This is a genomic window from Aurantimonas endophytica, from assembly GCF_014196845.1.
Classification (GTDB): domain Bacteria; phylum Pseudomonadota; class Alphaproteobacteria; order Rhizobiales; family Rhizobiaceae; genus Aurantimonas; species Aurantimonas endophytica.
Map to the genome: position 1 here is coordinate 37455 of NZ_JACIEM010000002.1, position 25785 is coordinate 63239.

Sequence of the window (25785 nt, forward strand, 5' to 3'; positions counted from 1 at the left end):
AAGACCTGGGTCATTGCCGCTGCGGGAACACGCCCTGCAGCGCGATGCAGAAATTGCAGGTGAGAAAGGGCTGCATGTTGTTGTGCGGCTGGTCGCCACCGACGGCCGCGAGCGCCTGCGGACCGAGGGTCGCCGAGCCGGCTGTGGTCACGTAGACATTGTTGCCCGTGCCCAGCGACAGTCCGGTCGGATCGAGATTGTCGGACGGCCGGGCCGACATGCTGAGCGCGTGGTTGTGGGCGGGCATCTCGGCGACGAGCAGCGTGACGCTCGTCGATCCGCCGGTCTCCCCGATGAACCGCTCGGAACGGCCCGGCCCCTGCCCCTTGTGCATCGGCGCCGCTCCCTGCAGGTCCGGAAGGGCGAAGGTCGACTTGCCGTCGCCGCCGTAATTGGTCCCCAGCAGGGAGAACAGGGCCGTGTTCTGTGAGATCGGCATGAGCTGGCCGTCGCAGAATGCCCAGCCCTTCGGCGCGAAGCCGAACGGCACGATGCGGATCTCGGCGAGGAACTGGTCGGCCATGCTGGCTCCTAGGTGGGGCTCGGAAAAATTCCGAACAGCGAGATGATGAAGCTGACGCAAAGAAACGGCTGGATGTTGCTGTGGGGCTGGTTCCCGCCGATCGGGCTGACGCTGGCGGGAGCGAGAGCCTGCGGGGTGAAACGCGCCGCATAGGCTTCCGCCGGTGCACGGCCGAGATACCCGCCGGACGGTCCGCGCGCGCTGCCGGGATCACCCGATGCGCTCATGGTGTGGCTGTGGTTCGGAAGCTCGTCCCGAGTCAGGGTGACTTCCTCGACGCCGCCTGCCTCGGCTAGGATCATTCCACCGCCCTGGTGGACAGGCAGGCGCCCGCGCATGTCCGGCAGACCGAAAGTCTCCTGACCGTCGCCGCCATAGGTCGTGCCGATCAGTTGGAAGAGCGTCTCGTTTTCCGAGATGGGCAGGAGCTGACCATCGCAGAACTCCCAGCCCAGCGGTGCGAACGTGCCGGCGAACATGCGAATCTCGCCAACATAAGGCTGTGCCATAACGCCCTCTTAGTTCGGTGAAGGAAAGATGCCCTGCAGGGCGATGCAGAAGGACAGCGTCAGAAATGGCTGCATGTTGGTGTGCGGCTGGCTGCCGCCCGCCGGGCCGGAGACGCCGGCATCCATCGCTGTCGGGGCTGTCAGGGGGCGGTAGAGATCGATGCTCGCCACGCCCAGCGTCGCCGACGCGGTCGGCGTGTCGGCGGTCGCATTGTCGGAGCTCACGCTCACCGTGTGTGTGTGGCTGGGAATCTCGTTCTGGCTGAGCGTGTGGCTTGCCTCGCCGCCGCGGATCCCGAGCGTCAAGCCCGACCCTCGATGAATGGGAACACGGCCGCGATAGTCCGGCAGGGCGAAGTTCACGCGGCCGTCGCCGCCGAATGTCGTGCCGAGCAGCGAGAACAGCGCCTGATTCTGGTTGATGGGCAACAGCTGTCCGTCGCACAAGGCCCAGCCCTTGGGCGGAAAATTGAATGACATGATCCGAATTTCGGATAGAAAAGGTTCTGCCATCTATTACTGCCCCCCGCAGTAGACGTTCGGCTCAGTGTATATATCCCGTGGGATTAGTCTACGGACTTTCTTCATATGGCCGCACCGTGCGGCGGTAATTTTGCACCTTCGCGCAGGGAAGCAGAAGCCGACAATCGGCTGGTTTCCCGAAGCGATCTCGCGGGCTTGGCACTTGTCTCGCCGGTGACGGCGGGACGGTTCGCTTCCGGTGCCCGGCCGAAGTCTTGGCGCCTGCTTCCAGGTGCTCGCATGGCGAGCATCCGGCTCTTCGAGATGTTGGCTTCTCGAGCGGTCACGGCAGCGCCGGCGTCGTCGGGAGGGGCGGATTGCCGGTGAGGAACTGGGGCGAGCCGGTCACGCTGACCGAGGCGGCATTGTTGTTGGCGGCCAATGCTGCCTGCGCCTGCTCCACGTTGAGGCTGCTTCCCGCGGCCGCTTCGAACAGATCGATGACCCCCGTTCCCAGCAGGTTGTTCTGGTCGATATCGACATTCACCGTCGCCGTGCCGGTGGTGAATGCGCCTATGCCGTAATTGCCTAAGCCGAAGTCCAGCGACGTATCCTGCAGGGTGTTGTTCCTGATGATGGAATTCAGCGTGGAGGTGCCGCTCGCCTCCACGTAAAGCACCGACCCGTCGAGCGTCACACCGGCCGTGGCGAAATTGCCGCTGACGAGCGACGTCATGGAACTGGCGTTCTGCGTCTGCAGGCGGATCGCGTAGTTGAGATAGGGCCCGTTTGCCCACAGCGGGGCCTGCTGGCCGATCCTGTTGTTCGAGACCGTGACCTGGCCGTTGCCATTGATCAGGTTGACGTTGATGCCGCTGTGGTTGGAGCCGAGGCGATCGATGTCGTTGTTGTCGATCAGCAGCTGGCTCTGGCCGCTGCCATCGGCGGTGAAGCTGATGCCGCGCGTGCCCGGCAGATTGTTGATCGTATTGTTGCGGACCGTGATGTTCGCATTGGCGGTCTGGCCGTTGGTCGCGGTGACCGCCCCGAGGTTCGATACGGGCCGCATGATCGTGTCGAACGTGTTCGTGTCGATGTCGGCGAAGTAGTTCACCGCGCCGAACGATTGCAGCGAGATGCCGCCATTGCCCAGCGCCGCGGCGTTGGTGAAGTTCGAGTTCCTGACCGTCACCCGCACGTTGCCGGTCGCGCCGGTCGATCCGTTCACCTGCACGCCGTCACCGAACATGTTGGTGAAGGTCGACGCTCCCTCGACGATAAGCGCCATGTTCGAGGTGCCCTGCGCCTCCATGAAGACGCCGTCATTGCTGGTGCCGGAGCCAGTGATCGTCGTGCCGCTGACCGTGAACGACGTCATGTCGGTGTTGCTGTTGACGATGCTGATGGCGTTTCGGGTCGCCGTCCCGCCGCTGTCGAAGCCGCTGATCGCGCTGTCGGTGACGCTGTTGGTGCCGCCGAGATTGGTGGCGTTGATCCCTTCTCCGACGCTGTTGAGGATCCGGATCGACGTCAGGTTCAGGTTCCGCGTGCCGGACGCGGTGATGGCGTTGCCGGTCGAATTCTGGATCGTGCCGCCGCTGTTGGCGGTGCCCGTACCCGTCACCGTCAGGCCGCCAAGCGTGCCGGTGTTCGTGAGAACGATGCCGCTGCCTGCCCCGTTCGAGGATATGCTCTGGAAGGTCAGCCCTGCCGCGCCGATCGTGGTGTTGACGACGTTGAGTGCCGTCCCCGTAACGGAACTGATCACGTTGCCTGTACCGCGCACCGTCACCGTGCCGCCGCCCGTGGCGTTGAAGCCGATGCCGTCGGAGGTGGTGATGTTCAGGCTGCCGCTTTCAGCGCCGGTGCTGTCGAAATTGACCGTTCCGCCGGTATTGCTGTTCAGGTCGACGGCCGTCGTATTGCCGGTGCTCAGCGTCGTCTGGCCGTTGAAATTGACGATGCCGCCATTGCTGTTCTGGACGATGATGCCGCCGGCCCCCAGGCCGGTTGAGGAAATTGTGCCCGTCTGGAAGGTGATCGTCCCGCCATCGTGGTTGTTGATGGCAACCGCGTAGCCGTTATTGTCCGTGATGCCGCCGCTGTAGGTGATGTTGGCGTTGCTGGAGTCGAGGAAGAACGCTGGGCCAACGGCGCCATGCGTGATCGCGGTGCCGGTGCCGAAGGTGAACCTTCCCTCCGATCCGCCGATGATGTCGATGCCGGCGTCGCCGCCGTTGAGCGTCGTCGTGCCGTTGAAGTTGTATGTGCCGTCGGCATTGGAGAATTGCAGGCCGGTGCCAGCGGTGGCGCTGAGCGTGCCGGTGTTGAAGGTGATCGTGCCGGTCGCGTGGTTGGTAATGCTGACCATCGCCGCGCCGGCGCCCTGGGTGACGGCGCCGTTCCAGGTGACGTTGGCCGTGCCGCCGGTGACGAGGAACGGCGCCGCCCCGGCGCCGGTGATCGAGGAACCGGTGCCGAGGAACGAGATCGTTCCGGCGCCGGCGATCTCGACGCCGGATTCCGTCGGCGAGGAAATGATGGTGTTGCCGGTCACGGTAAAGCTGGCGCCGCTGTTGAGACCGAGATTCACGCCATCGGTCGGCGAACCGGTGGAGGCGATGGAGGCGAACGTCATGGTGCCGCCGATCCCGGTGGCGAGGACCGCCCCGCCGGCGCTCGCCGTGATCGTGTTGCCGGTCCCGGAGACGTTCACCGTCCCGCCGCCCGAGGCGACGAAGCCGGTGCCCGTCGTCGACCCGATCGCGAGTGCGCCGCCGGTGAAGTTGGTCGTCGCGCCAGTGTTGGTGCTGAGCTCGACGCCGTTCGCCGATCCCGTCGTGATCGATTGGGAGGCGCCGGAGAAGGTGACGGTGCCGCCGGTGTTGTCATGGACGTAGATGCCGCGATCAGCCGCGGAATTGTGGTTGATGTTTCCGGACAGCGTGATCGCACCCGATGCAACGGTGCGGCCGCTGATCTCGACGGCCTGCCCGACAGTGCTGTTGATCGCGCCGGCATAGGAGATGACGGCCGTCCCGCCGATGACACGGACGGCCGTGTTATTGGCTCCGGCAAGCGTCCCGGTCCCGAGATCGATCGTGCCGGCGACGTTCTGCAACACGATGTTGAACTGCGACGAGGCACTCGAGGAAGTGCTGGCGAAGAAGAGATTAGCGGTATTGTTGAGCATTGCCACGGCCGCCCCACCCGTGGATGCCACCGTGTTCGCCACATTTGTCGCGGTGATCGTCCCCGCACTGGCGGCGACGCCCTGACCGGTCCCGGTGCTGATCGACAATGCCCCGTCGATGCTCATCGCTCCGCCTGTCTGAACCAGACCGTATCCGTCTGCCGTCTGGATGGAGGTCGTGCCGAAGACGGCGAGCGTCCCGCTGTCGATCCGCACACCGCCGCCGGACGACCCGGTGTTGTCGATCGACACCGCGTTGAAGTTGAACGTGCCGGTGTTCCCGAGTGTCGCGTGGATGCCGTAGTCGGTCGTGTCGGTGATCGTTGTCGCGCCCGTGACCGTGAAGCTGCCAGCGACATCGTCGAAGATGATCCCGTTGGTGACGCCCAGGCCGCCTGTGGCGGTGACGCTGTCAAGCGTCATCCCCACCGTCAGCGGATCGAGGTTGATCGCCGTGCCGTTGGTGGTGTCGACCGCGCCGCCGGTATTGTTCAGCGTGAACGTCGTCCCGGCGCCCTTGGTGTCGACCAGAAGGCCGGTGCCGTTGTTGTTGGCGATGTTCAGCGTGCCGGCGTTGAAGATGCCGATCGTGTTGAGGAACGTGACGCCGTTGCCCTCGACGCGGGCGCCCGTCGTCCCTACGGTGAGTGCGGTGGCGTTGACGGCGGTGCCGGCTCCGTCGGCATCGAAGCGCACATTGTCGAACAGGATGCCGCCGCCCGTGCCGTTGCCGGTGACCGTGTTGGACCCGAAAGACCGGACGGCGATCGAATTCGCCAGCGCGGAAATGCTTTGTCCGTTGAAAGAGACGGCGGGACCGGCGGTGGTCCGCTCGAAGCGGTTGTTGTCGACGAAGGCGCGCAGCATGTCGGCCGTTCCGCCCGTCGTCGACAGGCGAAGCGCCTGGCCGCCGGCGGTGATGTCGTTGCCGAGGATCGCGAAAACCGAGCCTGTCGTGGCGTCGGCCGCGATGGCGTCGCCGGTGCCGGTGTTCCTGACGATCACGCGTCCGACGCCGGCGGTGATCGTGCCCGTGCCGGTGGTCGGGAGGTTGATCGTGTTGGCTGTGCCACCCGTCGTCAGCGTCGGACGTACCGTATCGATGCCGCCCGGTGCCTGGATGATCGGCGAGTTGGCGATGCCCGTGAAGGTGAAGGAGGACGGTGCACCGCTGCCAGCGACGCCGAGCGTCGAGACGTCGATGGCGGCATCGCCGGAACCGAACGAAATAGCGACGCGACCGCTGGCGAGGTCCAGCGACCCGGTCCCCATGTCGATGAGGTCGGACGTACCGTTGTTGGCCCTGTCGATCAGCACCAGCACATTGGCGGTCGAAGCCTCGAAACCCTGGATGCTGCCCGGATTGGCGAACGTGCCGGCCCCCGCGCCGTTATTGGCCTGGTCGACGAAGTAGACGGAGATCGACGCCAGATTGTCGATGACGCTGCTTCCGAATTCGACGTCGGCAAAATTGTAGATTCCGGACGTCGGCAGCAGGACGCCGGTGCTGTCGATGGCGCGGCCGGCCACGGCGATCAGCGATCCGGTATCGATGACGCCTTCGCCGTCTCCGAAGACGAAATGGATGTCGGTGGTTGGCGAGAACAGGACGCCGCGTCCGGTGCCGACGATGCTGGAGCTCTGCCCATTGACCGCCGTGTCGCCGAGCCGGACGACCTGCGCGCCTGTGCGCGTCGTGTTCGCGAGGTTGACGCCCAGCGTCGTGTCGATCGTCGTGCCGGTGACATCGAAATCGGTGGCCGTGACGTTGCCGTCGAGCACGGCGCCGGACAGGTCGAGGCCGGTCGTGCCGGCCGTGTTCAGATTGATCTTGAGATCGGCGAAGCTGATCGCGCTGTTGGTGCCCTCGATGTCGACGCCGACGAGGCCGGGGTTATTGACCGTGGTGATCCCCGAGAAGCTGACGCTGCCCGTATTGCCTGTCAGCGCGATGCCGTCGCCGCCGGTTTGGCCGATCGTCGTCGTGCCGAAGCCGATGGAAGAACTCGAGCCAGCGACCGTGATGGCGCTGCCGGTCGTGCTGGCGACCGAGACCGTCCCGCCCGCAAAGCCGCCGCCGGTGACGTTGGCCAGGCTGACCGCGTTGACGCCGAGAATGCCGGTCGACGTCAGGCTTGCGAAATTGACGCCGGCCGCCCCGATGGCGACATCGCTCAGGCCGAGGATCCGGCCGGTCGTGGTGGTGATCTGGCGCGTGCCGAGGGCGGCGACGTTGACCGTGCCGCTGTCCGCCGTGAAGCCGGCGCCGGAGGTGGTGTTGATGGCAAGACCGCCGGTAAAGGCGACGGTGCGGCCGGCGTTGTTGGTGATCGTGACCGCATTGGCCGTGCCCGTCGTCAGCCGAACCTGGGTCCCGAACGCCACATTGCTGTTGTCGATCAGGATGCCGCCGGCGCCGTCGTTGCCGATCACCTCGCCCCCGAAAACGCCGCCGATCTGGACGGTGCCGATGGCGTCGCTGATGTCGGCCGTGACGCCGCCGACGGTCTTTCTGATTTCGTCGCCATCGAAACTGATGGCCCCGGACGTTCCCGCGATGCGCACCGCGGCTCCCGCGGCACCGCTGTGGACAATGCTGCTGTCGATCTGGACGTTGCCGGTTCCACCGCTGATGTCGACGCCATCGCCGGCGCCGAGCTGGGTGATCGTGCCCGGCCAATCCATTTGAACGGCGCCGGCGTTGTTTGACAGCTGCACGGCGTCCGCGCCGTTCGCCCTCACATTGATGCCGGTGGTCTGGACCGTACCCGAGACCGTGTTCTCGACCAGCAGTCCGGGGCCGCCGTTGACGGTCGTCACGCCGATCGACCCGCCCATGAAGACGAAGCCGCTCGTGCCGCTGATCCTGACGCCGGAACCGGCCGCTCCGTTGACCGTGGTATTGAACATCGTGACGGTGCCGTTGGCGCCGACCAGGTTCACGCCGTTGCCGGCCGTATTGCTGATCGTCACCGCGGTTGAGCCGAAATTGACGATCGCGCTCGAATTATTGACCTCAATGCCGTCGGAACCTGCGCCCGACGTTCCGGCGACCGTCACAGGGCCACCAAAGAAGCTACCTCCCGAGACATTGGTCAGGTTGATCGCGTCGGCGTTGAGGACGGTGCCACTCGCTGTCATGCTGCCGAGGGAAACGTTGCCCCCGCCGATCGCGACGCCGTTCCAGTCGAGGATCCGCCCGGTGGTCGTGGTGATCTGACGCGTGCCGGTTGCGGCAACGTTGATGGTGCCGCCGCCGACGGCGACGAAGCCGGCGCCGGACGTGGTGGTGATGTCGAGACCGCCATTGAACGAGGTCGATCCGGTACCGGTCAGCTCGACAGCGTTGAACGCGCCGGTGCTGAGCGTGACCGTGTTCGAGAAGGTCGTCGTGGTGGTGAGGGAATTCTGGATCAGGATGCCTGCAGAACTGGCCCCGTGCGTCACGGTGCCGGAGAAGTCGACCACGGTGTTGGCGGTGTTCTGGATCAGGATGCCACCCGCACTGCCCGTCGCCTCGATATCGCCGGAGAAGGCGATGGCGCCGTCCGAATGGCCACTGATGCTGAGGGTCGGGCCTGCAAGGGTCTTGCTGAGCGAGCCGCCATAGCTGACATCGCCTGTGCTCATATCGATCTGGAAGGCAGTGGCGGTGGCGCCGCTGAGAGCGCCGGTGCCAAGCGCGACCGAGCCGCCGATAAGGTTGTTGATCGCAACGTTGTTCACGCCGCCGGTTGAGATCGTCGAGCCGAAATTGACGTCGGCTGTGATGGTGGTCAGTACGACCGCCGTTGCACCCAGCGCCGACAGGCTGCCGTCGGCGACATTGATCGTTCCGCTGAATTCGGCTGAGAAGGCGGTGACGCCGTTCGTCGCGACATCGAGGTTGGCGAAGGTGACGTTCGAGACCGTGGCGTTGTTGTTGATCGAAACGCCCGAAAGCCCGAGCGCCGTGGTGCCGCCGAGATTGACCGATCCGCTGAAATTGACGGTATTGGCGGCCGTGGCCCCGGAGATGGCGATGCCGCCGGCCCCTGCGCCGTCTGACGTCACCGTGCCGGCATGAGTAAAGCTGCCGCCGGTGCGACCGGAGAGGCTGACGGCCACCCCGGCGTTGTTGATGATCGAGCTGTCGGCGTCGAAGCTGAAGGCGGCGTTGCCGCCGACCACGGCAAGGGCCGAGGCGCCGGACAGGTCGACATTCGTCGCATTGACCGTGCCGAAGACGGTCTCGAAGCGCATCGCGCCGTTCGCGGCGCCGGTCACCGACACATTGGTCAGCGTCGTGGTGCCGTCCGCGATCAGGAACTGGATCGCGGCACCGCCGCTGCCGGTTGCCCCGGTGCTGGTGACGTTGCTGAGGGTGATGTCGAGGCCGGAGACGGCCAGGTCGACGTCGTTGTCGGCAAAGATGACGCTGTCGAGGATCAGGTTCTGCGAGACGCCAGGGTCGATCGCCCGGACGTTGAAGTTCCGGATGGTCATGTTGGAGATCGTCACGTCCGACGAGGCGCTGCTGGCAATGCCGCGCGATGCGCCGGCGGGACCGCCGTCGAGGATGAAGCCGTCGATCCGGTTGCGGAGGACGCCGAGCGTGATGACGTCGTCGCCGGCATCCGACGTCAGGGTCGCCGCGCCGCCGACGCCGACGCCGGTGATCGGGTCGGCCACTGAGAAGCTGTTGGTGCCGAAGTCTATCCCCGTCGGGGCGGTGAAGCCGATCGAGATGTCGCCGTTGGCAAAGCCCAGCACCTGCTGGTTGGCCAGCAGGCGCAGCGTGTCGTCGGTGCCGGATCCGGCTGCCGAAATCACGGTGCCGTTGTTGATCAGGACGATGATGTCGCCTTCGCCCGCGGCGGCTTCGGCATCCGCCAGCGTCGCCGGATTGGCGCCGTCGCTGCCCGAACCGTCGCCGCCGCCGGCCGCGCCGTCGCTGTCGACATAGATGATCCGGCCGATGCCGAAGCCGGTGCCCGGGCCGCCCTCGTCAAGCTGCAGGTCCTGGAAGTTGAAGCTCGCCCCGGCCGGCACGCTGCCGGGTGCCGCGATGCGGACCGTCGCCTCGATCGTCGAGCCGCGATCGACGCTGGCTTCGCCGTCGCCGAAGGTGAACTGCGCCGAGGACGTGTTGCCGATGACGACGCCGGTCGCGACGCCGGCGATGCTGGAGGACGCGCCGCCGGGGTTGGCGTCGCCGAGGCGCACGATCTGGTTGCCGGTGACGCCGGTGAGATCGACGCCGATCGTGGTGCCGCGGGCGCCCGCATTGGTGACGTCGAAATCGCCGGCCGTGATTGCCGCGCCGAGTGCCACGCCGTTGAGGATGAACGCCGTCCCGGCGTCGCCCGCCAAGCCGACTGCCAGGCTGCCGAAATTGAGGGCGGCACCCAGCGTGCCCACGATGCGCACGCCGCCGACGATCATGTTGTCGAGATCGACGGTACCCAGATTGATCGCGCCGCCGTCGACCGAGCCGACATTGATGAGGCCGATGCCGACATTGGGGCCATTGGCGGAGACCGCGTCGAAATTCAACCCGCCGGCACCGACCGAGACGCCGCTGAGGCTGAGCGCCTGCCCGGACCCGGTGACGATCGTTTCGGCACCCGCCGTCGCCGCGACCCGGATCGTCCCGCCGCTATTGGCGGAGAAGCCGGTGCCCGTGCTCGTGCGGATGGCGAGCCCGTTGGTGAAATTGAAGCTCCCGGTGCCGCTGATCGCGACGCCGCCGCCTGCCGTGGTGGCGTTGTCGACCGACAGGGTAGCGAAGCTGATCGTCCCCCCGGCCGCGGCGAGCGAGACGCCCGGGCCGCCGGTTGCCGTCACCGTCGTCGTGCCGCCGAAGGCAATGTTCCCGACCGTCCCGGCGAGCAAGATGCCGGCGCCGGTCGTGTTCGAGATGGTGAGGTCATCGGCGATGAGGCTGTTGATGGCGACGGTGCTGGCAACGCCGACCGCGCCGCCATTGATGCGGATGCGCGACAGCGTGTTGCCGTCGGAGAGATTGATGACCGGGGCACCGCTCGTCGTGGTCAGCTCGGGCGAGCCGTCGCCGGCGGTGTCGCTGATATTGCCGGCTGTCGCGGTGGTCTGGATGACGCCGAGACCACCATAGGTAAAGCCGATGTCGAGCGTGCCGCCCGGGGCGTCGAAGGCGCGCAGTTGCTGGTTCGCGTCGAGGACGAGGCTGCCGCCGGCGCCGGCGGCGTCGATCTGCGTGTTGCCTATGGGGATTAGGAGCGAGGCGTTGCTCGCCTGCGCACCGGCGATCGAGCCGGGATCGTCGATCGTGGCGCCGGTGCCGGTGCCGGTCGCGGAGAAGTAATAGGCGGTTGCCGGCGTGAAGCCGGGGCCGGGCGCCGCCCCGGCGAAATCGACGTCGAGGATGTTGTAGCTGCCGCCGGCGGGGCCGGCACTGGCGTCGAGCCGGTTCGTCGCGACGATGCGGCTGCCTTGGTCCACGGCGCTCTCGCCGTCGCCGAAAATGAAGTTGGCGATGTTGGCGCTGGCGAGCTGGATGCCTGTGGTCGGTCCAGTCGCATTGCCGCCGGCGCCGTCGATCGTGGCGCTCTGTCCCGCCACCTCCGTGTCGCCGAAGCGCACGGTGCCGGTGCTGGTCGTCCCGCTGAGGTCGATCGCCGTCGTGCCGGTCGGTGAGGTGCTGGTGAGGTCGAAGCCCGTCGCCGTGAAGCCGGCATCGAGATTGGCGCCGCCGAGATCGACGCCGGTGGTGTTGTCCGACTGCAGCGCGATCTGCAGGCTGGCGAAGCCGATCGCGCCGTTGGTGCCCGTGACGGCAACACCGGCAACGCCCGGATTGATCAGCGTGGTCGTGCCGCCGAAGGTGACCGTGCCGGCATTGTCCGACAGGGCGATGCCGTTGCCCTCGGTGGCGCCGATCGTCGTCGCGCCCAAGCCGATCGCGGCACTCGACCCGGTGACTGCGATGCCGTCCGCGCCTGGGCCCGTCGTCCCCGCGATCGAGACGGCGCCGCCGGCGAAGGTGCCGCCGGTGGCACCGGTGAGGGTGATCGCGTCGCCGATCACCGTGCCGGCGGTGAGGCTGGCGAAGTCGACGCCGCCGATCGCGACGCCGTTCCAGTCGACGATGCGGCCGGTCGTGGTGGTGATCTGGCGGGTGCCGGTGGCGGCGACGTTGATCGTGGCCGGGCCGCTGGCGGTGAAGCCGGCGCCGGTGGCGGCGTTGATCGAGAGGCCGCCGAGGAACGACACGGTGTGGGTGGCCGCGCCGGTGACCGACACCGCGTCGCCGGTGGAGCCGGTCTGGTCGAGCGTGACCTGGCCGTTGAATTGGTAGCTCGCGGATCCCGCGGCGTCCGAGATGGCGATGCCACGGGCGGTGCCGGTGGTGCTGGCGGTGACGCCGGCGAAGGAGAGCGCTCCCTCGTTGTTGGTGAAGGACAGCGCGTCATCCACTGCGTTGGTGACCGTCAGCGCAGCGTTGGCGGCGAAGGTCGCGCCGGCTGCCAGGTTCTGCACGCGCACGCCGCTGCTGGCGGTGTCGGTGATCGCGCCGTTGAAGGTGATCGAGCCGCCGGTGATCGCCGTGCCCGAGCCGATGTCGAAGGCCCGTCCGCCGCCGGAATTGCTCACCGTCCCATCGAAGACGATGGTCCCGCTGGTGCCGTCGATCCGGACCGCGCTGCCGGTGCCCGTGTTGACGAGATTGGCGCCGATGGTGATCGTGGCGCTGCCGCCGGAGATGCCGACCGTGTCCTGGGCACTGGCCTGGCTGAACGTGCCGCCGGTGACGTTTATCGTGCCGGCGCTGTTCTGGACGTTGAACAGATCGGCCGATCCGGCATCGCCGGTGATGTCGACGTTGGACAGGCTGATCGTGCTCGTCGCCGCCTGGTTGAAGACCACGAAGCGGAACGGGAAACCGGCCGTGACGGCCGGGCCGATCGACCCGCCATTGAAGGCGATGTCGTTGATCGCGCCGAAGATCTCGACGCCGCGCCCGGCGCCGCCGGTGATGTCGATGCTGGCGAAGGTGACGTCGCCATTGGCGCCAGTGAGGGCGATGCCGCGGGCCACGGCATTGGCGATCGTCACAGCACCGAAATCGAAGCTGGCGGCGGAGTCGACGATCTGGATGCCGTCAGCGCCGAGGCCGGTGGTTCCGGCGATCCCGACGGTGCCACTGGAGAAGGCGCCGCCGGCGACGTCGTCAAAACTGATCGCGTCGCCGGTGACGATGCCGGTCGCCGTCAGGCTGTCGAAGCTGACGCCGCCTGTGCCGATGGTGACGCCGTTCCAGGCGAGGATCGGGCCGGTGGCCGTGGTGACCGTCTCGGCGCCGGCGGTGGCGGCGACGGTCACGGTGGCTCCGCCCGTTGCCGTGAAGCCGGTGCCGGAACTCGTCCGGATGTCGAACCCGTTGGTGAAGCCGAAGCTGCCGGGGCCGCTGATCGAGACGCCGCCGCCCGCCGTCGGCGTCGTAAGGTTGTCGACCGATAAGGTGGCGAAGCTGACAGTGCCGCTGGTCGCCGCGATGGAGACGCCGGTGCCGCCGGTCGCGGTGACGCTCGTCGTGCCGCCGAATGCGATATTGCCTGTCGTGCCGGTGAGCGAGATGCCGGCGCCGGTGGTGTTCGCGACGCTGATATTGCTGGCGACGAGGTTGTTGATGCCGCTGCCGGCGATGCCGGAGGTGCCGCCGGTGGTTGAGATGAACGACAGCGTGTTGCCGTCGGAGAGATTGACGACGCTCTGGGCGGCGGTCGTCGTCAGGGTCGGCGAGCCTTCGTTGTTGAGGTCCGTGATCGTCGAGCTGCTTGCCGAGATCTGGATGGTCGACGGACCGGTGAACCCGACGTCGAGCGTTCCGCCGGCCGTGGCGAAGCCGCGCAGTTGCTGTGCGGCGACGAGGTCGAGACTGCCGCCGCTGGCGGCCGCGTCGATGTCCGCCAGGCCGATCGGCACCAGGAGGTCGGCGCCGCTCGCCTCCGCGCCGGCGATCGAGCCGGGGTCGGACTGGGTTGCGCCGGTGCCGGTGCCGGTCTCGGAGAAGTAGTAGATGGTGGCCGGCACGAAGCCGGCGCCCGGCGCGGCGCCGAGGAAGTCGACATCGAGGAAGTTGTAGCTGCCGAGGGTCGGCGCGCTGGTGGCGTCGATCCGGGTCGTGGCGAAGATGCGGCTCGCCTGGTCGACGGCGTCCTCGCCGTCGCCGAAGGTGAAGACGGCGTTGCTGGCGGCGTCGACGAAGACGCCGGTGGCGAAATTGGTGAGGGTGGACGGCGTATCGGCTGCCGGATCCGGCGCCGGCGAGACGCCGACGCGGATCGCCTGGCCGCCGGTGACGCCGCGCAGGTCGATGCCGATCGAGCCGGCCGGCGGCGTGCCGCCGGCGCCGGTGGCGACCAGAGAACTGGCGCTGAACGCGCCGGTGAGGGCGGCACCGTTGAAATCGAGCGCCACGGCGCCCGCCGCGACGCCGGTGATGGCGATGTCGCCGAAGCTGATGGCGCCGTTGGTGCCGGCGATGTCGATGCCGTTGCCCGCCGGACTGGCGATCGTCACATCGCCGAAGGTCAGGCTGCCGAAGAGATCGACGATCGAAAGATTGGCTCCCCCGCCGAGCGTGGTCGTCCCGCCAAACGCGTAGCTGCCGCTGCTGCCGTCGAAGCGCAGGCCGAGCCCGCTGGACACGGTGATCGCGGACGCGGCGTCGAAGGCGATGTTGCCGGAATGGCCGCCGCCGACCGACAGGGCAGCGCCGGCGCCGCCAAAGCCGATGTCCACGTTCGTGCCAACCAGCGCGACCGTTCCGCCGTCGAGGGCAAGTTGTCCGATCGCGACGTTCTCGATGAGCCCGGTTCCGCCGGCCGCGTTCAGTGAGATCGAGGCCACCTGGCTGTCGCGGAGGGTCAATCCGCTGATGCCGCTGCCGAACACCGCTATCGCGCCGGCGCCGTTGTCGATGACCGTGCCGAGCAGGGCATTGCTGCTGTCGAGCACCAGCGTGTTCGACCCGCCTTCGGTTGTCGTCAGGCGGGGAGCGCCGCTACCGGCATTGGGGTTGCGGACGATGTTGGCGTCGATGCCGGTCAGCAGCAGATTGATCGGCACTCCGCTGCCGCCGCCCACATCGACGAGGTCTTCCGCGAGGAAACTGACGACCCGCTGGCCGCCCGCCAGCGTCAGCGAGCCGGGGGCACCCTGAATGAGGGATCCCGCGTCGATGACGTCCTGCCCGCCGAGCTGGTTGTCGACCAGCGCGATGACATCGGCGCCGCTGGCGATCGCCTGCGCCAGCGTGCCGGGATCTTCCGCGGAGCCGTCGGCAAGGCCCGGATCGTTGCCGCCATCGGCATCGACATAGAAGACCGTGATGCCGGTGAGGTTGGAGATGTCGCCGACATAGGCGACGTCGCGGAGATTGTAGAGGCCCGTCGTGGCGCTCAGCCCGGCGATCTCGAGCGGACGGTCCGCGGTGATCAGGCTGGCTCGCCCGTCGGCGTCGGTGGCCGAGCCGTCGCCATACTGGAAGAGGCCGGTCGCCGCGGCATTGCGCAGGTCGATGCCGATGGCGACGCCGCTGATGCTGCTGGAATCGGCCGTCGTGACGTCGAAATTGTTGGTCGTGCCGGAATAGTCGATGCCGACCGACCCGGCGGCGCCGGTGCCGGCGATGTCGAGCGTCTGGAAGGCCAGCGCCACGCGGGTGGCGGCAAAGCCCGCCTCGTCCGTCAGGTCGAGACCGGTGCCGGTGCCGAGGCCGGTAATGTCGACATTGCCGAAGCTGACGCTGCCGTTGATCCCGGCAATGTCGATGCCGTCGAGGCCCGGATTGGTGATCACCGTGTCGGCGAAGCTGACGCTGCCGGTATTGTTCGCCAGGCGGATGCCGGTGCCCCCGACATTGGTGATCGTCGTCGTACCGAAGACGAGGTTCCCGGCGTTATTCGTGGCCACCAGACCATCGCCGGCGGCGCCGCTGATCTGCAGCGAGTCGATCACCAGCGCCGGAGAGCCGGCGTCGCGGGCGAGGATGTTGTCGAGGAAGAGCCCCTCGTTGCCGCCGGACCCCTGGCCGTTGGCGTTGGTCGACGAGACGCTGCCGAAGCGCGCCGCGAGCGCCACCGGGTCGATGTCGATGGCGGTGCCGCCCACGGTGGTGATGGCGCCCGAATCATTGCCGAAGCTGAAATCGCCGCCCGGGCCGCCCCGATCCCGGATGAACAGGCCGGCGCCGTTGCTGTTGGCGATCAGCAGGCTGGCGAAATCGAGGTCGCCCGCGACCTGGTTGAGGCGCAGGCCGTCGCCGACGACCACCGCCGGGTTCGCCTGGTCGCCGATCGTCAGGTTGCCGGCCTCGACGCGCTGGAAGCCGGCGGTCGCCGGGTCGGCGTCGAAGGTCACGCCGTCGAAGAGCACGCCGCCGCCGCCCGCGCTGGCGACGCCGACGCCGCTGAATCCGGTCACCGTGGTCGTGCCGCCGCCGAGGCCGTTCACGGCGATGCCGGGCCCGCCCGTGCCGGACACCGACAGGCCGGTGATGGCCAGCGTGTTGGTGCCGGCGGTGTTGACGATCGAGAAGCCCGCGCCGGCGCTGCCGGCGATGGTGATCTGCTGCAGCGTCAGCGCGCCGACATTCGTGCCGGCGATGCCGGAGAGGCCGCCCGTGATCGTCAGCGCCTGCAGCCGGTTGCCCGCGGCGAGCGTGATCACATTCGCCGTCGGCACGCCGGCGATCACCGGCGCTGTCTGGCCGAGCTGGAAGCTGGCGATGGTGCCGTCAGCGAGGCGCACCGGAATGACGACGCCGCCGCCGACCAGGCGCTGGCCATTGGCCAGCGTCACGCCGGGCGTGTCGATCGTGCCATTGCCGCCTTCCGCGACGATCGTGCCGTTCACGCCGGCCCGCAGCACCGCGTCCTCCAGCGTGGTCGGATCGGCCAGCGTGCCGGTCCCCACCGTCTCGGCACCGTCGGCGAAGATGATCGCGTCGAGCGGCAGGCCGGTCAGGGGGTCGGTGACGACCCGCGGCGCGAAGCCGCCGGTCTGCGTGCGCGTCCGTTCGGACGTATGGATGCGTGTGGTGCGCACCACGCGCTGGGTCATCCGCTCCTCGATCGGCGACAGCGCCCTCGCGTTGCCGTCGGCGCGAGCCGGAACGCCGAGCGGGATGCGCAGCCGCGCCTCGCCGGCGAAGTTCGTGCCGTATTCCTCGTCGTGCGTCAGGCCCGCCGACAGGATCAACTCGGCGCCGGGCAGGCTGTCGCCCATGACATCGCGGACGCTGTATTCCAGGCGGCCGCTGACGCCGGTGAAGCTGTCGACGCCGTCGCCGTCATAGTGATAGGCGCCGGCAAAGGCCTTCAGCTCGTCGTCGAACCGATCGAAGCCGATCGGCAGATTGACGCCGACCTCGCCCTCGACGCCGGTCAGCGGCACCTCGTCCACCGTGATGCGCTGGTTTGCCGCCTGTTCCACCAGCTGGCTGCCGAGCAGGGTCAGCGTCCCTGGCTGGCTGATCGCGAGGGTCTCGTCGGAAAGCTGGCTGGCGCCGGAAAACGGCAGCTGCACGTTGATCCGCGCCTCGGCGCCGGTGCCGATCGCCTCTGCGCCCAGCGAGATGGCGCCGAACGTGTTCTCGTCGTCGGTGCGCGTCACGTCCACGGCGATGATGCCGCCGAGGATCAGCCCGGGATTGATGATCTGGCGGTAGCCGACGCCGAAGGTGCCGTAGACCTCGGAATCGAAGTCACCGTTGATCCCGGCATCGATGAAGATCAGCGAGTCCTGGTCCTGCAGCAGCGGAACGAAGAACTCGACACCCGCCGCCGAATGCTCGTGCGCGGTGCGCCCGACGATGTCGGCATGCGCGCCCCACAGCGGCGCCGCGGCAGCGGAGCCCGCGTCCTGCGCGCGCGCCAGGCCGTTTGCCGACATGCAGACCAGGGCGGCCAGGCAACTGCTCGCCATCAATTGCTGCGATCGCGTTGAAAGCATGAAGTCGGTCCCCCTCCGAACCGCCACCGCGGACCGGCCTCTGGGGAAATGAAGCACAACTTCGGGGAAGTGCGTAGAGAGCACGCGGGAGACGATTTGACGTCACGCAAGCTTCTGCCGGTCGCTCGACTCCCGCAGGTGACCAACCGTCGGATTAGCATCTTGATTCGATTAGTGAATTCGAAAGCGTTGCGGAAAGGTCGCAGTGGGATGTTTTCGCAATACGACGCCTAAGTTTCTTGCAGAAACGTCGCTCTTTCTTGAGTCGACGCGGACTCGGTTGCCGTTGCGCGTTGTGCGGAAGTATATTTAGGTAGGCCGACGGTGCTTGAATGCCCGAAAGCAGGATATCCAACAGCTTTGGGCTCCATGGGCTGAATGCGGGACGGGTGCTAGCCGAGCTCGAAGCTCGTTACCCCGTACACCTGCCCCAGGGGCATCTCGGGCGCTGTCCCGTGCCACATCCGCGCCGTCTCGAAGATCGGCTGCAGCCTCGCGGCAGCCGCGAGCTGCAAGGCGCTCGCGTTGGGCTCGGGAATATCGAGTACGATCGGGGCGTCGGGCGCGCAGGTCGCGGCGAGCGCCCCGAGGAGGCGCGAGGCGGTCTTCTGAGATGTCGAGAAGAGCGGACCGATCTTGAAGCCATCGCGGCAAGCCCGGATCACCCCGTAGCCGGAAACGGTGCCGGCCGGCGCGCCACAGAACAGGGCGCGATGGCCCGGCGCGGCGATCCAGCGTGCGACGAAATCGCGGCGCATCGCGCCGAAATGCGCCGCGTCGAAGGCCGCCAGCGCGTCGAGATCCGTCGGTGTGGGCGTTCGCAGGTCCGGGTCCGGCCTGGCCGCCCCGCCGGCGGGACCGGAATGGCGGATGTTGCGGTGGGACGGCGCAAAGCCCGCACGCCGGTAGTTTTCCTGCTGGTCGACGACGCCGTCGAGCCCGATCGTTCGGCCGGCCAAGTGCGCCATGCCGGCCTGCCAGATCCGCCAGCCGATGCCGCGGCCGCGCCGGTCCGGCCGCACGATGTAGAAGCCGAGGAAGCCGAGCCGTTCGCCATAGGAAACGACGGAGATGCAGGCGACCGGCTCGCCTGCCTCGATCGCCACCAGAAAGCCGTCCGGATCGGTCTGCCGGAACAGCGCTGCGTCCGAAAGGCCCGGGTTCCACCCCTCCGCCGCCGCCCATTCGACGGCGAGCGCCATGTCGGCGTCGGTCATCGGGCGGATGGTGATCTCGCTCATGATACAGGCGGGCTGGGCGCACGGACGAAGCCGCCCGGCTTCGGACGGGGCGGGGCGTAACCGCCACGCTTCGACGTCCTGAGGCCGAGGGAAACTGCCGCCTCGGCGAGCTTGATCGCCGCGGCGACACCCTCGATCACCGGCAGCCCGTGCCGCTCGGCGAGCTCTGCGGCGAAGTCCGCCATGCCGGCGCAGCCGAGCACGATCGCCTCGGCGCCGTCGTCGTCGATCGCGCGGACGATCTCATCGGAGATGCGCCGGCCCGCCGCCTCGGGATCGGCTTCCAGCGCCAGCACCGGCAACTCGCTGGCCCGCACGCCGCAGCAGAGCGCGGCAAGCCCGTTGCGGGCGAGATTGTCGGCGAGGATCGGCACCGAGCAGGAGAGCGTCGTGATCACCGCGAACCGCCGCGCGACGAGGCTCGCCATGTGCGCCGCCGCCTCGCCGATGCCGATCACCGGCCCGATCGCAAGCGAACGGGCGGCATCGAGACCGGTGTCGTCGAAACAGGCGATGACGAAAGCGTCCGCCCCGCCGTCCTCCGCCGCCGCGATGGTGCGCAGCAGTCCGGGCACCGCCAGCGCGCCGTCGACATGCCCCTCGATCGAGGCCGGGCCGTCGTCGTTCTGGCAAGCGATGATCGTCGTGCCCGGCGCGGCGGCCCGCCGGGCGGCGAGCACGATCGTCTCGGTCATCGACTGCGTCGAATTCGGATTGATGACGGCTATGCGCATGAAACGTCAGGCACCCAGGAGGCCGCGTGCGGCGCGGCGGCGCTGCATGAGGATGAAGAGCCCCAGCGTGCCGAAGATGACGAGGAAGGACACCGCGGTGACCGATGTGCCGAGCGCGTAGATCTCGGGCGTGGTCACGGTGGTCGTCAGCGCGGCAAGTTCCAGCGGCAGCGTGTTGGTCGATCCCATCGTCTGGCTCGAGCGGGCGATCTCGTCCCAGGAGAGGGTGAAGCCGAACAGCGAGATGCCGATCAGGAACGGCGCGATCATCGGCAGGATGACGAAGCGAAAGCTTTGCCAGGGCGTCGCGCCGAGGTCGCGGGCGGCCTCCTCGTAGCTCTTGTCGAGCCGGTTGAAGACCGCGAACATGATCAAGAGGCCGAAGGGCAGGGTCCAACTGAGATGCGCGCCGAGGCCGGAGGTGAACAGGCCGATGGAGTTGCGCGGCGGTGTCAGGCCGAACGCCGTCGCTGCCTGGCCGAGGAGATCGTCGAGAATGCGGAACTCCAGCGCGATGCCGAGCGAGACGACGATGGAGGGAACGATCAGGCTGGCGATCGCCACGTAGAACAGCGCCGTCGCGCCGTGGAAGCGCTTGCGGAAGGCGAGCCCCGCCGAGACCGAGATGACCACCGTGAGCACCATGACGACGAGGCCTAGGGCGAAGGAGCGCCGAAAGGCGCTGCCGATGTCGACCACGCCGCCGCCGCTCCACAGCCGCTCGAACCAGTAGAGCGAGACGCCGTTCATCGGGAAGGTGAGGCCGCCGGACGGTCCCTGGAAGGACAGCGCGAGGATCGTCGCCACCGGGCCGTAGAGGAACACCACGAACAGCGCGAAGATCGTCGCCAGCACGTAGAAGCTGAGTGGCCTTCTTTCCTGGCGTCCGTTCATGGTCAGAGCTCCTTGCGGATGTCGACGAGGCGCAGCATGCCCCAGATCGTCACCAGGACGACGGCGAGCAGGACGATGGCGTTGGCGGCGGCGATCGGGAACTGCAGGAAATTGATCTGGGTCTGGATGATCTTGCCGACCGAGGCGATCTGCTGGCCGCCCATGATGCCGATGGTCAGATAGTCGCCGGTGACGATGGTGACGACGAAGATCGAGCCGATGAGGATGCCGGGCTTGGCCAGCGGCACGATGACGTTGGTCAGCGTCTGCCAGCCGCTCGCCCCGGCGTCGGTCGCCGCCTCGACCAGCGAACGGTCGATCCGCATCATCGAGTTGAAGATCGGGACCACCATGAACAGCGTGTAGAGATGGACGAGGGCGAGGGCGACGGCAAAGTCCGAATAGAGCAGCCATTCCTGCGGCTGGCTGGTGATCCCAAGACTTTGGAGGGTCTCGTTGACGAGGCCGTTGCGCCCGAGCAGCGGGATCCAGGAGATCGTCCTTATGACGTTCGAGGTCCAGAACGGGATGGTGCAGACCAGAAACAGCGCGATCTGCATCGGCAAAGTGCGCACGTGGAAGGCGAGGAAATAGGCGATGGTGAAGCCGAGGGTGAGCGTGATCGCCCAGACGATTGCCACGAATTTCAGCGTCGACAGATAGGTCGCGAAGGTCGTGCAGAGGCGCGGCAGGTCGGCGACGCAGCCATAGAAGACGTCGGTGTAGTTGGTGAGGACGAAGGCCGGCTCGATGGAATATTCGGTGTATTCCCAGAACGAGACGACGAAGGTCGTTGCCAGCGGCAGCACGAAGAACAACAGGAAGACGAGCGCCAGCGGCGCCGCCTGCGCATAGGGCAGCCAGCGCGGCGACCAGCTGGTGCGGCCGGCGCGACGGCGGGCGACGGCGCCCGCCGGGCGGGTCGCCCCGGCACCGGCCGGAGCGTCCATGGTCGTGTTGATCGCCTCAGGCGGCAATGAACTCGTTCCACTTGCGGATCATGTAGATGTTCTCGTCCATGACGGCGTTCCAGCAGGCGACGGCGCCCATGCGCTCGTCGTAGGAGCCGCCGTCACGGGTGGCGCCGGCCTTCTCCAGCAGCTTGCCGTCCGGCGCGAGGATGTCCTGCTCGGCCGCTGCGCCCTCGAACCAGTAGGCCCATTCGTAGGGCTCCATCGCCTCCTTGGTCGTCTCCAGCACGGCGGTGTAGTAGCCCTGCTTGGCCAGGTGCGCGCCGGCCCAGCCGGACAGGAACCAGTTGATGAACTCGTAGGCCGCGTCCTTCTCGCGGTCGGCGATCGCCACCGGCAGGCCGAAGCCCGACGCCCAGGCGCGGTAGCCTTCCTTCAACGGCTGGTACTTGCACTCGATGCCCTGGGTGCGCACCGCGGTGACCGCCGGCGACCACATCGACTGGATGACCACCTCGCCGGATGCCATCAGGTTCACCGACTCGTTGAAGTCGGTCCAGAAGGCGCGGAACTGGCCGGCGCGCTTGGCCTCGATCAGCGCGGCGATCGTCTTGTCGATCTCCTCGCGGGTCATGTTGCCCTTGTCGCCATAGGTGATGTCGCCGCGCGCCTCGAGCGCCATCGCCGCATCCATGATGCCGATCGACGGGATGTTGAGCATCGCCGCCTTGCCCTTGAAGTCCGGGTCGAGCAGCGAGGCCCAGCTGTCGATCGGCTTGCCGATCAGGTCCGGCCGGATGCCCAGCGTATCGGCGTTGTAGGTGGTCGGGATGAGGGTGATCCAGCCGGTCTCCTCGGTCGCGAAGGATGTCGCCTTCTCGTCGGGGAGGTAGAACACTTCGGCCGGCGCCGTGCCGTCGAGGCCGATTGCCTTGCCGGCGACCTTGCCCTCGCGGATGACGCTGGCGATCTTGCCGGCATTGGTGATCTTGGAGGCGTCGAGCCCCATGATGTTGCCCGACGGCATGAGCTTGGGCAGGGCGAAATATTCGGTGTCGACGAGGTCGAACGAGTTCGGCTGGGTGATCACGCGCCGGGCGACGTCGTCGGTCGTCACGGCGATGTATTCGATGTTGATGCCGAGATCCTCGCTGGCCTTCGCCGCTATGCCGGGAGACTGGTTCACCGCCGTCGAGAGATAGCGCAGGGTCACCTTCTCCTGCGCGATCGCCGGAAAGCCGGTGACCTTGGTCACGACGCCGGCGCCCAGCAGGGCAGCCGATCCCTTGAGTACCGAGCGGCGGTCGATGCCGCGGCCGAGAGTTTCCTTGATCATCCGATGATCTCCCTGTTGCTGGTGCTGTGGTTCAGGCGGCGAGTTCGTGCCGGTCGGCCGCGTCCCAGCCGACGAGCACCTCGTCGCCGCGCACGACCGGCGTCCGGTCGAACTCCCGTTCGGGCAGGGTGGCGACGAGTTCGAGCCCGTCCGGGCGGGCGAGCGAGACATGCACCGTCATGCCCTGGTACTCGACGCCGGTGACCGTCGCCGGCGAGCGCCGGTCGGCGGCTTGGGCTCCGCCGCCGCGATAGAGCCGCAGATGGTCGGCGCGGATCGCGTAGGTCCGGCCCTCCTCGGGCACGACATTGTGGCCGCCCATGAACTGGGCGACGAAGCGGGTGCGCGGGGCGTTGAAGATCTCGCGCGGACTGCCGACCTGCTCGATCCGTCCGTCGTTCATCACCACCACCATGTCGGCGAGCGCCATCGCCTCTTCCTGGCTGTGGGTGACGTGGACGAAGGAGATGCCGAACTCGCGCTGGTAGCGCTTCAGCTCGGCGCGCATGCGGATGCGCAGGAACGGGTCGAGCGCCGAGAGCGGCTCGTCGAGCAGCAGCACGGAAGGGTTGGTGACCAGCGCCCGGGCCAGCGCCACGCGCTGCTGCTGGCCACCGGACAGCTGCGTCGGCAGGCGCGAGGCGTAGGATCCCATGTCGACGAGGGCGAGCATCGCGTCCGCCTTGCGGCGCCGCTCCTCCTTGCCGACACCCGCCATCTTCAGGGAGAAGGCGACGTTGTCGCGCACGTCGAGATGCGGAAACAGCGCGTAGCTCTGGAACATCATCGCCGTGCCGCGCTGGGCCGGCGGCAGGTCGTTGACGATGGTGTTGCCGATCATCACGTCGCCGTCGGAGACGAACTCGTGGCCGGCGATCATCCGCAGCGTCGAGGTCTTGCCGCAGCCGGAGGGCCCGAGCAGGCAGCAATAGGTGCCGGCCGGGATCTTCAGCGACACCCGGTCGACGGCGATCGTCTCGCCATAGGCCTTTGTAACGGCAGCCAGTTCCAGGTCGGTGGCGTTGGTCGGCAAGGTCGATCATGTCCCGCGCGAGAGGAGCTTCCCCTCAGCGGTGCAAAAGCCGTGCCATCATCCGAGGCAGCAGCGACGCGGGGCTCCTTCGCGGATCGGTGAACGATTGCCGCAGGGGCAGGCATTGTGATGAAGTTGCAGGCAATCCGGCGTGCATCCGGATGTTTAGGGCGCCTCGATCTCGGGCAGGCCACGGCCGACATCCTCCGGCGCCACCGCCACGGTCTTCAGGATCGCGTGGCACGCTTCCCCCGGCTGGAGGTCCATCTCGCGCGCCGAGCGCTGCGTGATCCGCGCGAGCAGCGTCTCGTCCCCCAGCCGCACGGCGACCATGGCACCGGGACCCTGGCCGGGGCGCACGTGCTCGATCCGGCCCGCCAGGATGTTGAGCGCCGACAGCCCCTCGGGCCGCGCGCGAGACAGGATCACGTCCTGCGCCGCGATCCGCACCCGGACGCGCGTGCCGACGGAAGCGGCGACGCGCGGCAGGAACAGCCTGCCGCCCGCCGTCGCCAGCTCGCTCAGCCCGTCCTCGTGATGGGCGAGGATGCGGCCGGCGAGGAGCGAGCCGGCATCGCGTATGCCGAGCAGCTGCTGCGGATCGCCGAGCACGTCCTGCGCCGTCCCGACGGCGGTCACCCGGCCGTGGCCGAGGGCGACGACCGTCGTTGCAAGCCGCGCCACTTCCGAGGCCGAGTGGGTGACATAGAGGATGGGGATCGCCAGCTCGTCGCGCAGCCGCTCGAAATACGGCAGGATCTCCGCCTTGCGCTGGTCGTCGAGCGAGGCGAGCGGCTCGTCGGCGAGGATCAGCCGCGGCGCCGACAGGAGCGCGCGGCCGATCGCGACGCGCTGCTTCTCGCCGCCCGACAGCATCGCCGGACGGCGATCCAGGAGATGGCCGATGCCGAGCATGTCGATCACCCGACCGGGGTCCTCGCGGGGCGCGGACTTCGGCGCAAAGCGGCGGCCATAGGCAAGGTTCTGGCGCACCGACAGGTGCGGGAACAGCCGCCCCTCCTGGAAGATGTAGCCGATGCGGCGGCGATGCGGCGCCAGCCATTGCCCGCCGGCCGTGTCGAACAGCAGCCAGTCGTCCGCCGCGACCCGCCCGGCATCCGGCCGCAGCAGCCCCGCGACGGCGTTGACCAGCGTCGTCTTGCCCGATCCCGAGCGGCCGAACAGCACGGTGACGCCCTTCGGTGCCTCGAAGGCGACGTCGAGCGAGAAGGCCCCGAACCGGTGCCGGACCGCGACCGAGAGCGTCATGCGCCAGCCACGCGACGCGCGACGCGCTGCGCCAGGAACTCCGAGACGAGGAGGGCGGCCATGGCGACGACGATCGAGACGATCACCAGCCGGCCCGCCGCGGCTTCGCCGCCCGGCACCTGGAGGAGGGCGTAGATCGCCGACGGGATGGTCTGGGTCTCGCCGGGAATGTTGGAGACGAAGGTGATCGTCGCGCCGAACTCGCCGATCGCCTTGGCGAAGGCGAGGATCGCGCCGGCGATGATGCCGGGCAGGATCAGCGGCAGCGTGACGGTCGCAAAGACCCAGGGGCGCGAGGCGCCGAGCGTCGCGGCAGCCTGTTCGAGCTTTGGGTCCACTGCCTCGATGGCGAGGCGGATGGCGCGCACCATCAGCGGAAAGGCCATGATCGCGGCCGCCAGTGCCGCGCCGGTCCAGCGGAAGGCGAAGACGATGCCGAACCAGCTTTCCAGAAACCCGCCGACGGCGCCGCGCCGCCCGAAGCTGAGCAGCAGCAGGTAGCCGGTGACGACCGGCGGCAGGATCAGTGGCAGATGCACGAGGCCATTCAGCACCTGCTTGCCGGGAAACGACCAGCGCGCCAGCACGTGGGCGACGAAGATGCCGAGCGGCAGGCTGGCGAGCGTCGCCCAGAAGGACACGCGCAGCGACAGGGCGACGGCCTGCCATTCCTCGGGACCCAGCCAGCCCGACATGGCTTCC

The 25785-nt window shown here is 67.8% G+C and carries 12 protein-coding genes; all 12 read right to left on the minus strand.

Features of this window, described 5'->3' with window-relative positions; genetic code table 11:
* Window positions 1–10: 10 nt before the first annotated feature.
* The 12 genes from GGR03_RS07945 to modB all read right to left on the minus strand — a co-directional run bounded on the left by GGR03_RS07945 (window position 11) and on the right by modB (window position 25778).
* Window positions 11–523, minus strand: coding sequence for a phage tail protein (locus GGR03_RS07945; RefSeq protein WP_183207121.1), 513 nt, complete (start codon window positions 521–523; stop codon window positions 11–13).
* Window positions 524–531: 8 nt separating this feature from the next.
* Window positions 532–1032, minus strand: a complete 501-nt coding sequence (locus tag GGR03_RS07950; RefSeq protein WP_183207122.1) for a phage tail protein — start codon at window positions 1030–1032, stop codon at window positions 532–534.
* A 9-nt stretch (window positions 1033–1041) separates the two neighbouring features.
* Window positions 1042–1545: a phage tail protein gene (locus tag GGR03_RS07955; protein WP_183207123.1), complete on the minus strand. Its 504-nt coding sequence runs from the start codon at window positions 1543–1545 to the stop codon at window positions 1042–1044.
* A 292-nt stretch (window positions 1546–1837) separates the two neighbouring features.
* Window positions 1838–17638, minus strand: a complete 15801-nt coding sequence (locus tag GGR03_RS07960) for a hypothetical protein (RefSeq protein WP_183207124.1) — start codon at window positions 17636–17638, stop codon at window positions 1838–1840.
* Window positions 17639–18057: 419 nt separating this feature from the next.
* Complete coding sequence (locus GGR03_RS07965; RefSeq protein WP_210292060.1) at window positions 18058–18906, minus strand: GNAT family N-acetyltransferase; 849 nt, start codon at window positions 18904–18906, stop codon at window positions 18058–18060.
* The gene (locus GGR03_RS07970; RefSeq protein ID WP_183207125.1) at window positions 18903–19640 is read right to left on the minus strand and encodes an aspartate/glutamate racemase family protein; all 738 of its coding nucleotides are present in this window, start codon (window positions 19638–19640) and stop codon (window positions 18903–18905) included. The genes GGR03_RS07965 and GGR03_RS07970 overlap by 4 nt, the downstream gene beginning before the upstream one ends.
* Window positions 19641–19646: 6 nt before the next feature.
* The gene (locus GGR03_RS07975; protein ID WP_183207126.1) at window positions 19647–20534 is read right to left on the minus strand and encodes an ABC transporter permease; all 888 of its coding nucleotides are present in this window, start codon (window positions 20532–20534) and stop codon (window positions 19647–19649) included.
* Window positions 20535–20536: 2 nt separating this feature from the next.
* Window positions 20537–21484, minus strand: a complete 948-nt coding sequence (locus tag GGR03_RS07980) for an ABC transporter permease (protein WP_183207127.1) — start codon at window positions 21482–21484, stop codon at window positions 20537–20539.
* A gap of 16 nt (window positions 21485–21500) precedes the next feature.
* A complete protein-coding gene (locus GGR03_RS07985) occupies window positions 21501–22781 on the minus strand; it encodes an ABC transporter substrate-binding protein (RefSeq protein WP_183207128.1) in 1281 nt (426 codons plus the stop codon).
* A gap of 31 nt (window positions 22782–22812) precedes the next feature.
* Entirely contained in the window at window positions 22813–23814 is a 1002-nt protein-coding gene (locus GGR03_RS07990) for an ABC transporter ATP-binding protein (protein ID WP_183207129.1), read from the minus strand.
* 165 nt (window positions 23815–23979) lie between these two features.
* Window positions 23980–25083 (minus strand): molybdenum ABC transporter ATP-binding protein, encoded by a 1104-nt coding sequence (modC, locus tag GGR03_RS07995; protein WP_183207130.1) that lies wholly within the window; start codon window positions 25081–25083, stop codon window positions 23980–23982.
* Window positions 25080–25778: a molybdate ABC transporter permease subunit gene (gene modB / locus GGR03_RS08000; RefSeq protein ID WP_183207922.1), complete on the minus strand. Its 699-nt coding sequence runs from the start codon at window positions 25776–25778 to the stop codon at window positions 25080–25082. Before modB ends, modC begins: the two co-directional genes overlap by 4 nt.
* Window positions 25779–25785 lie beyond the last annotated feature (7 nt).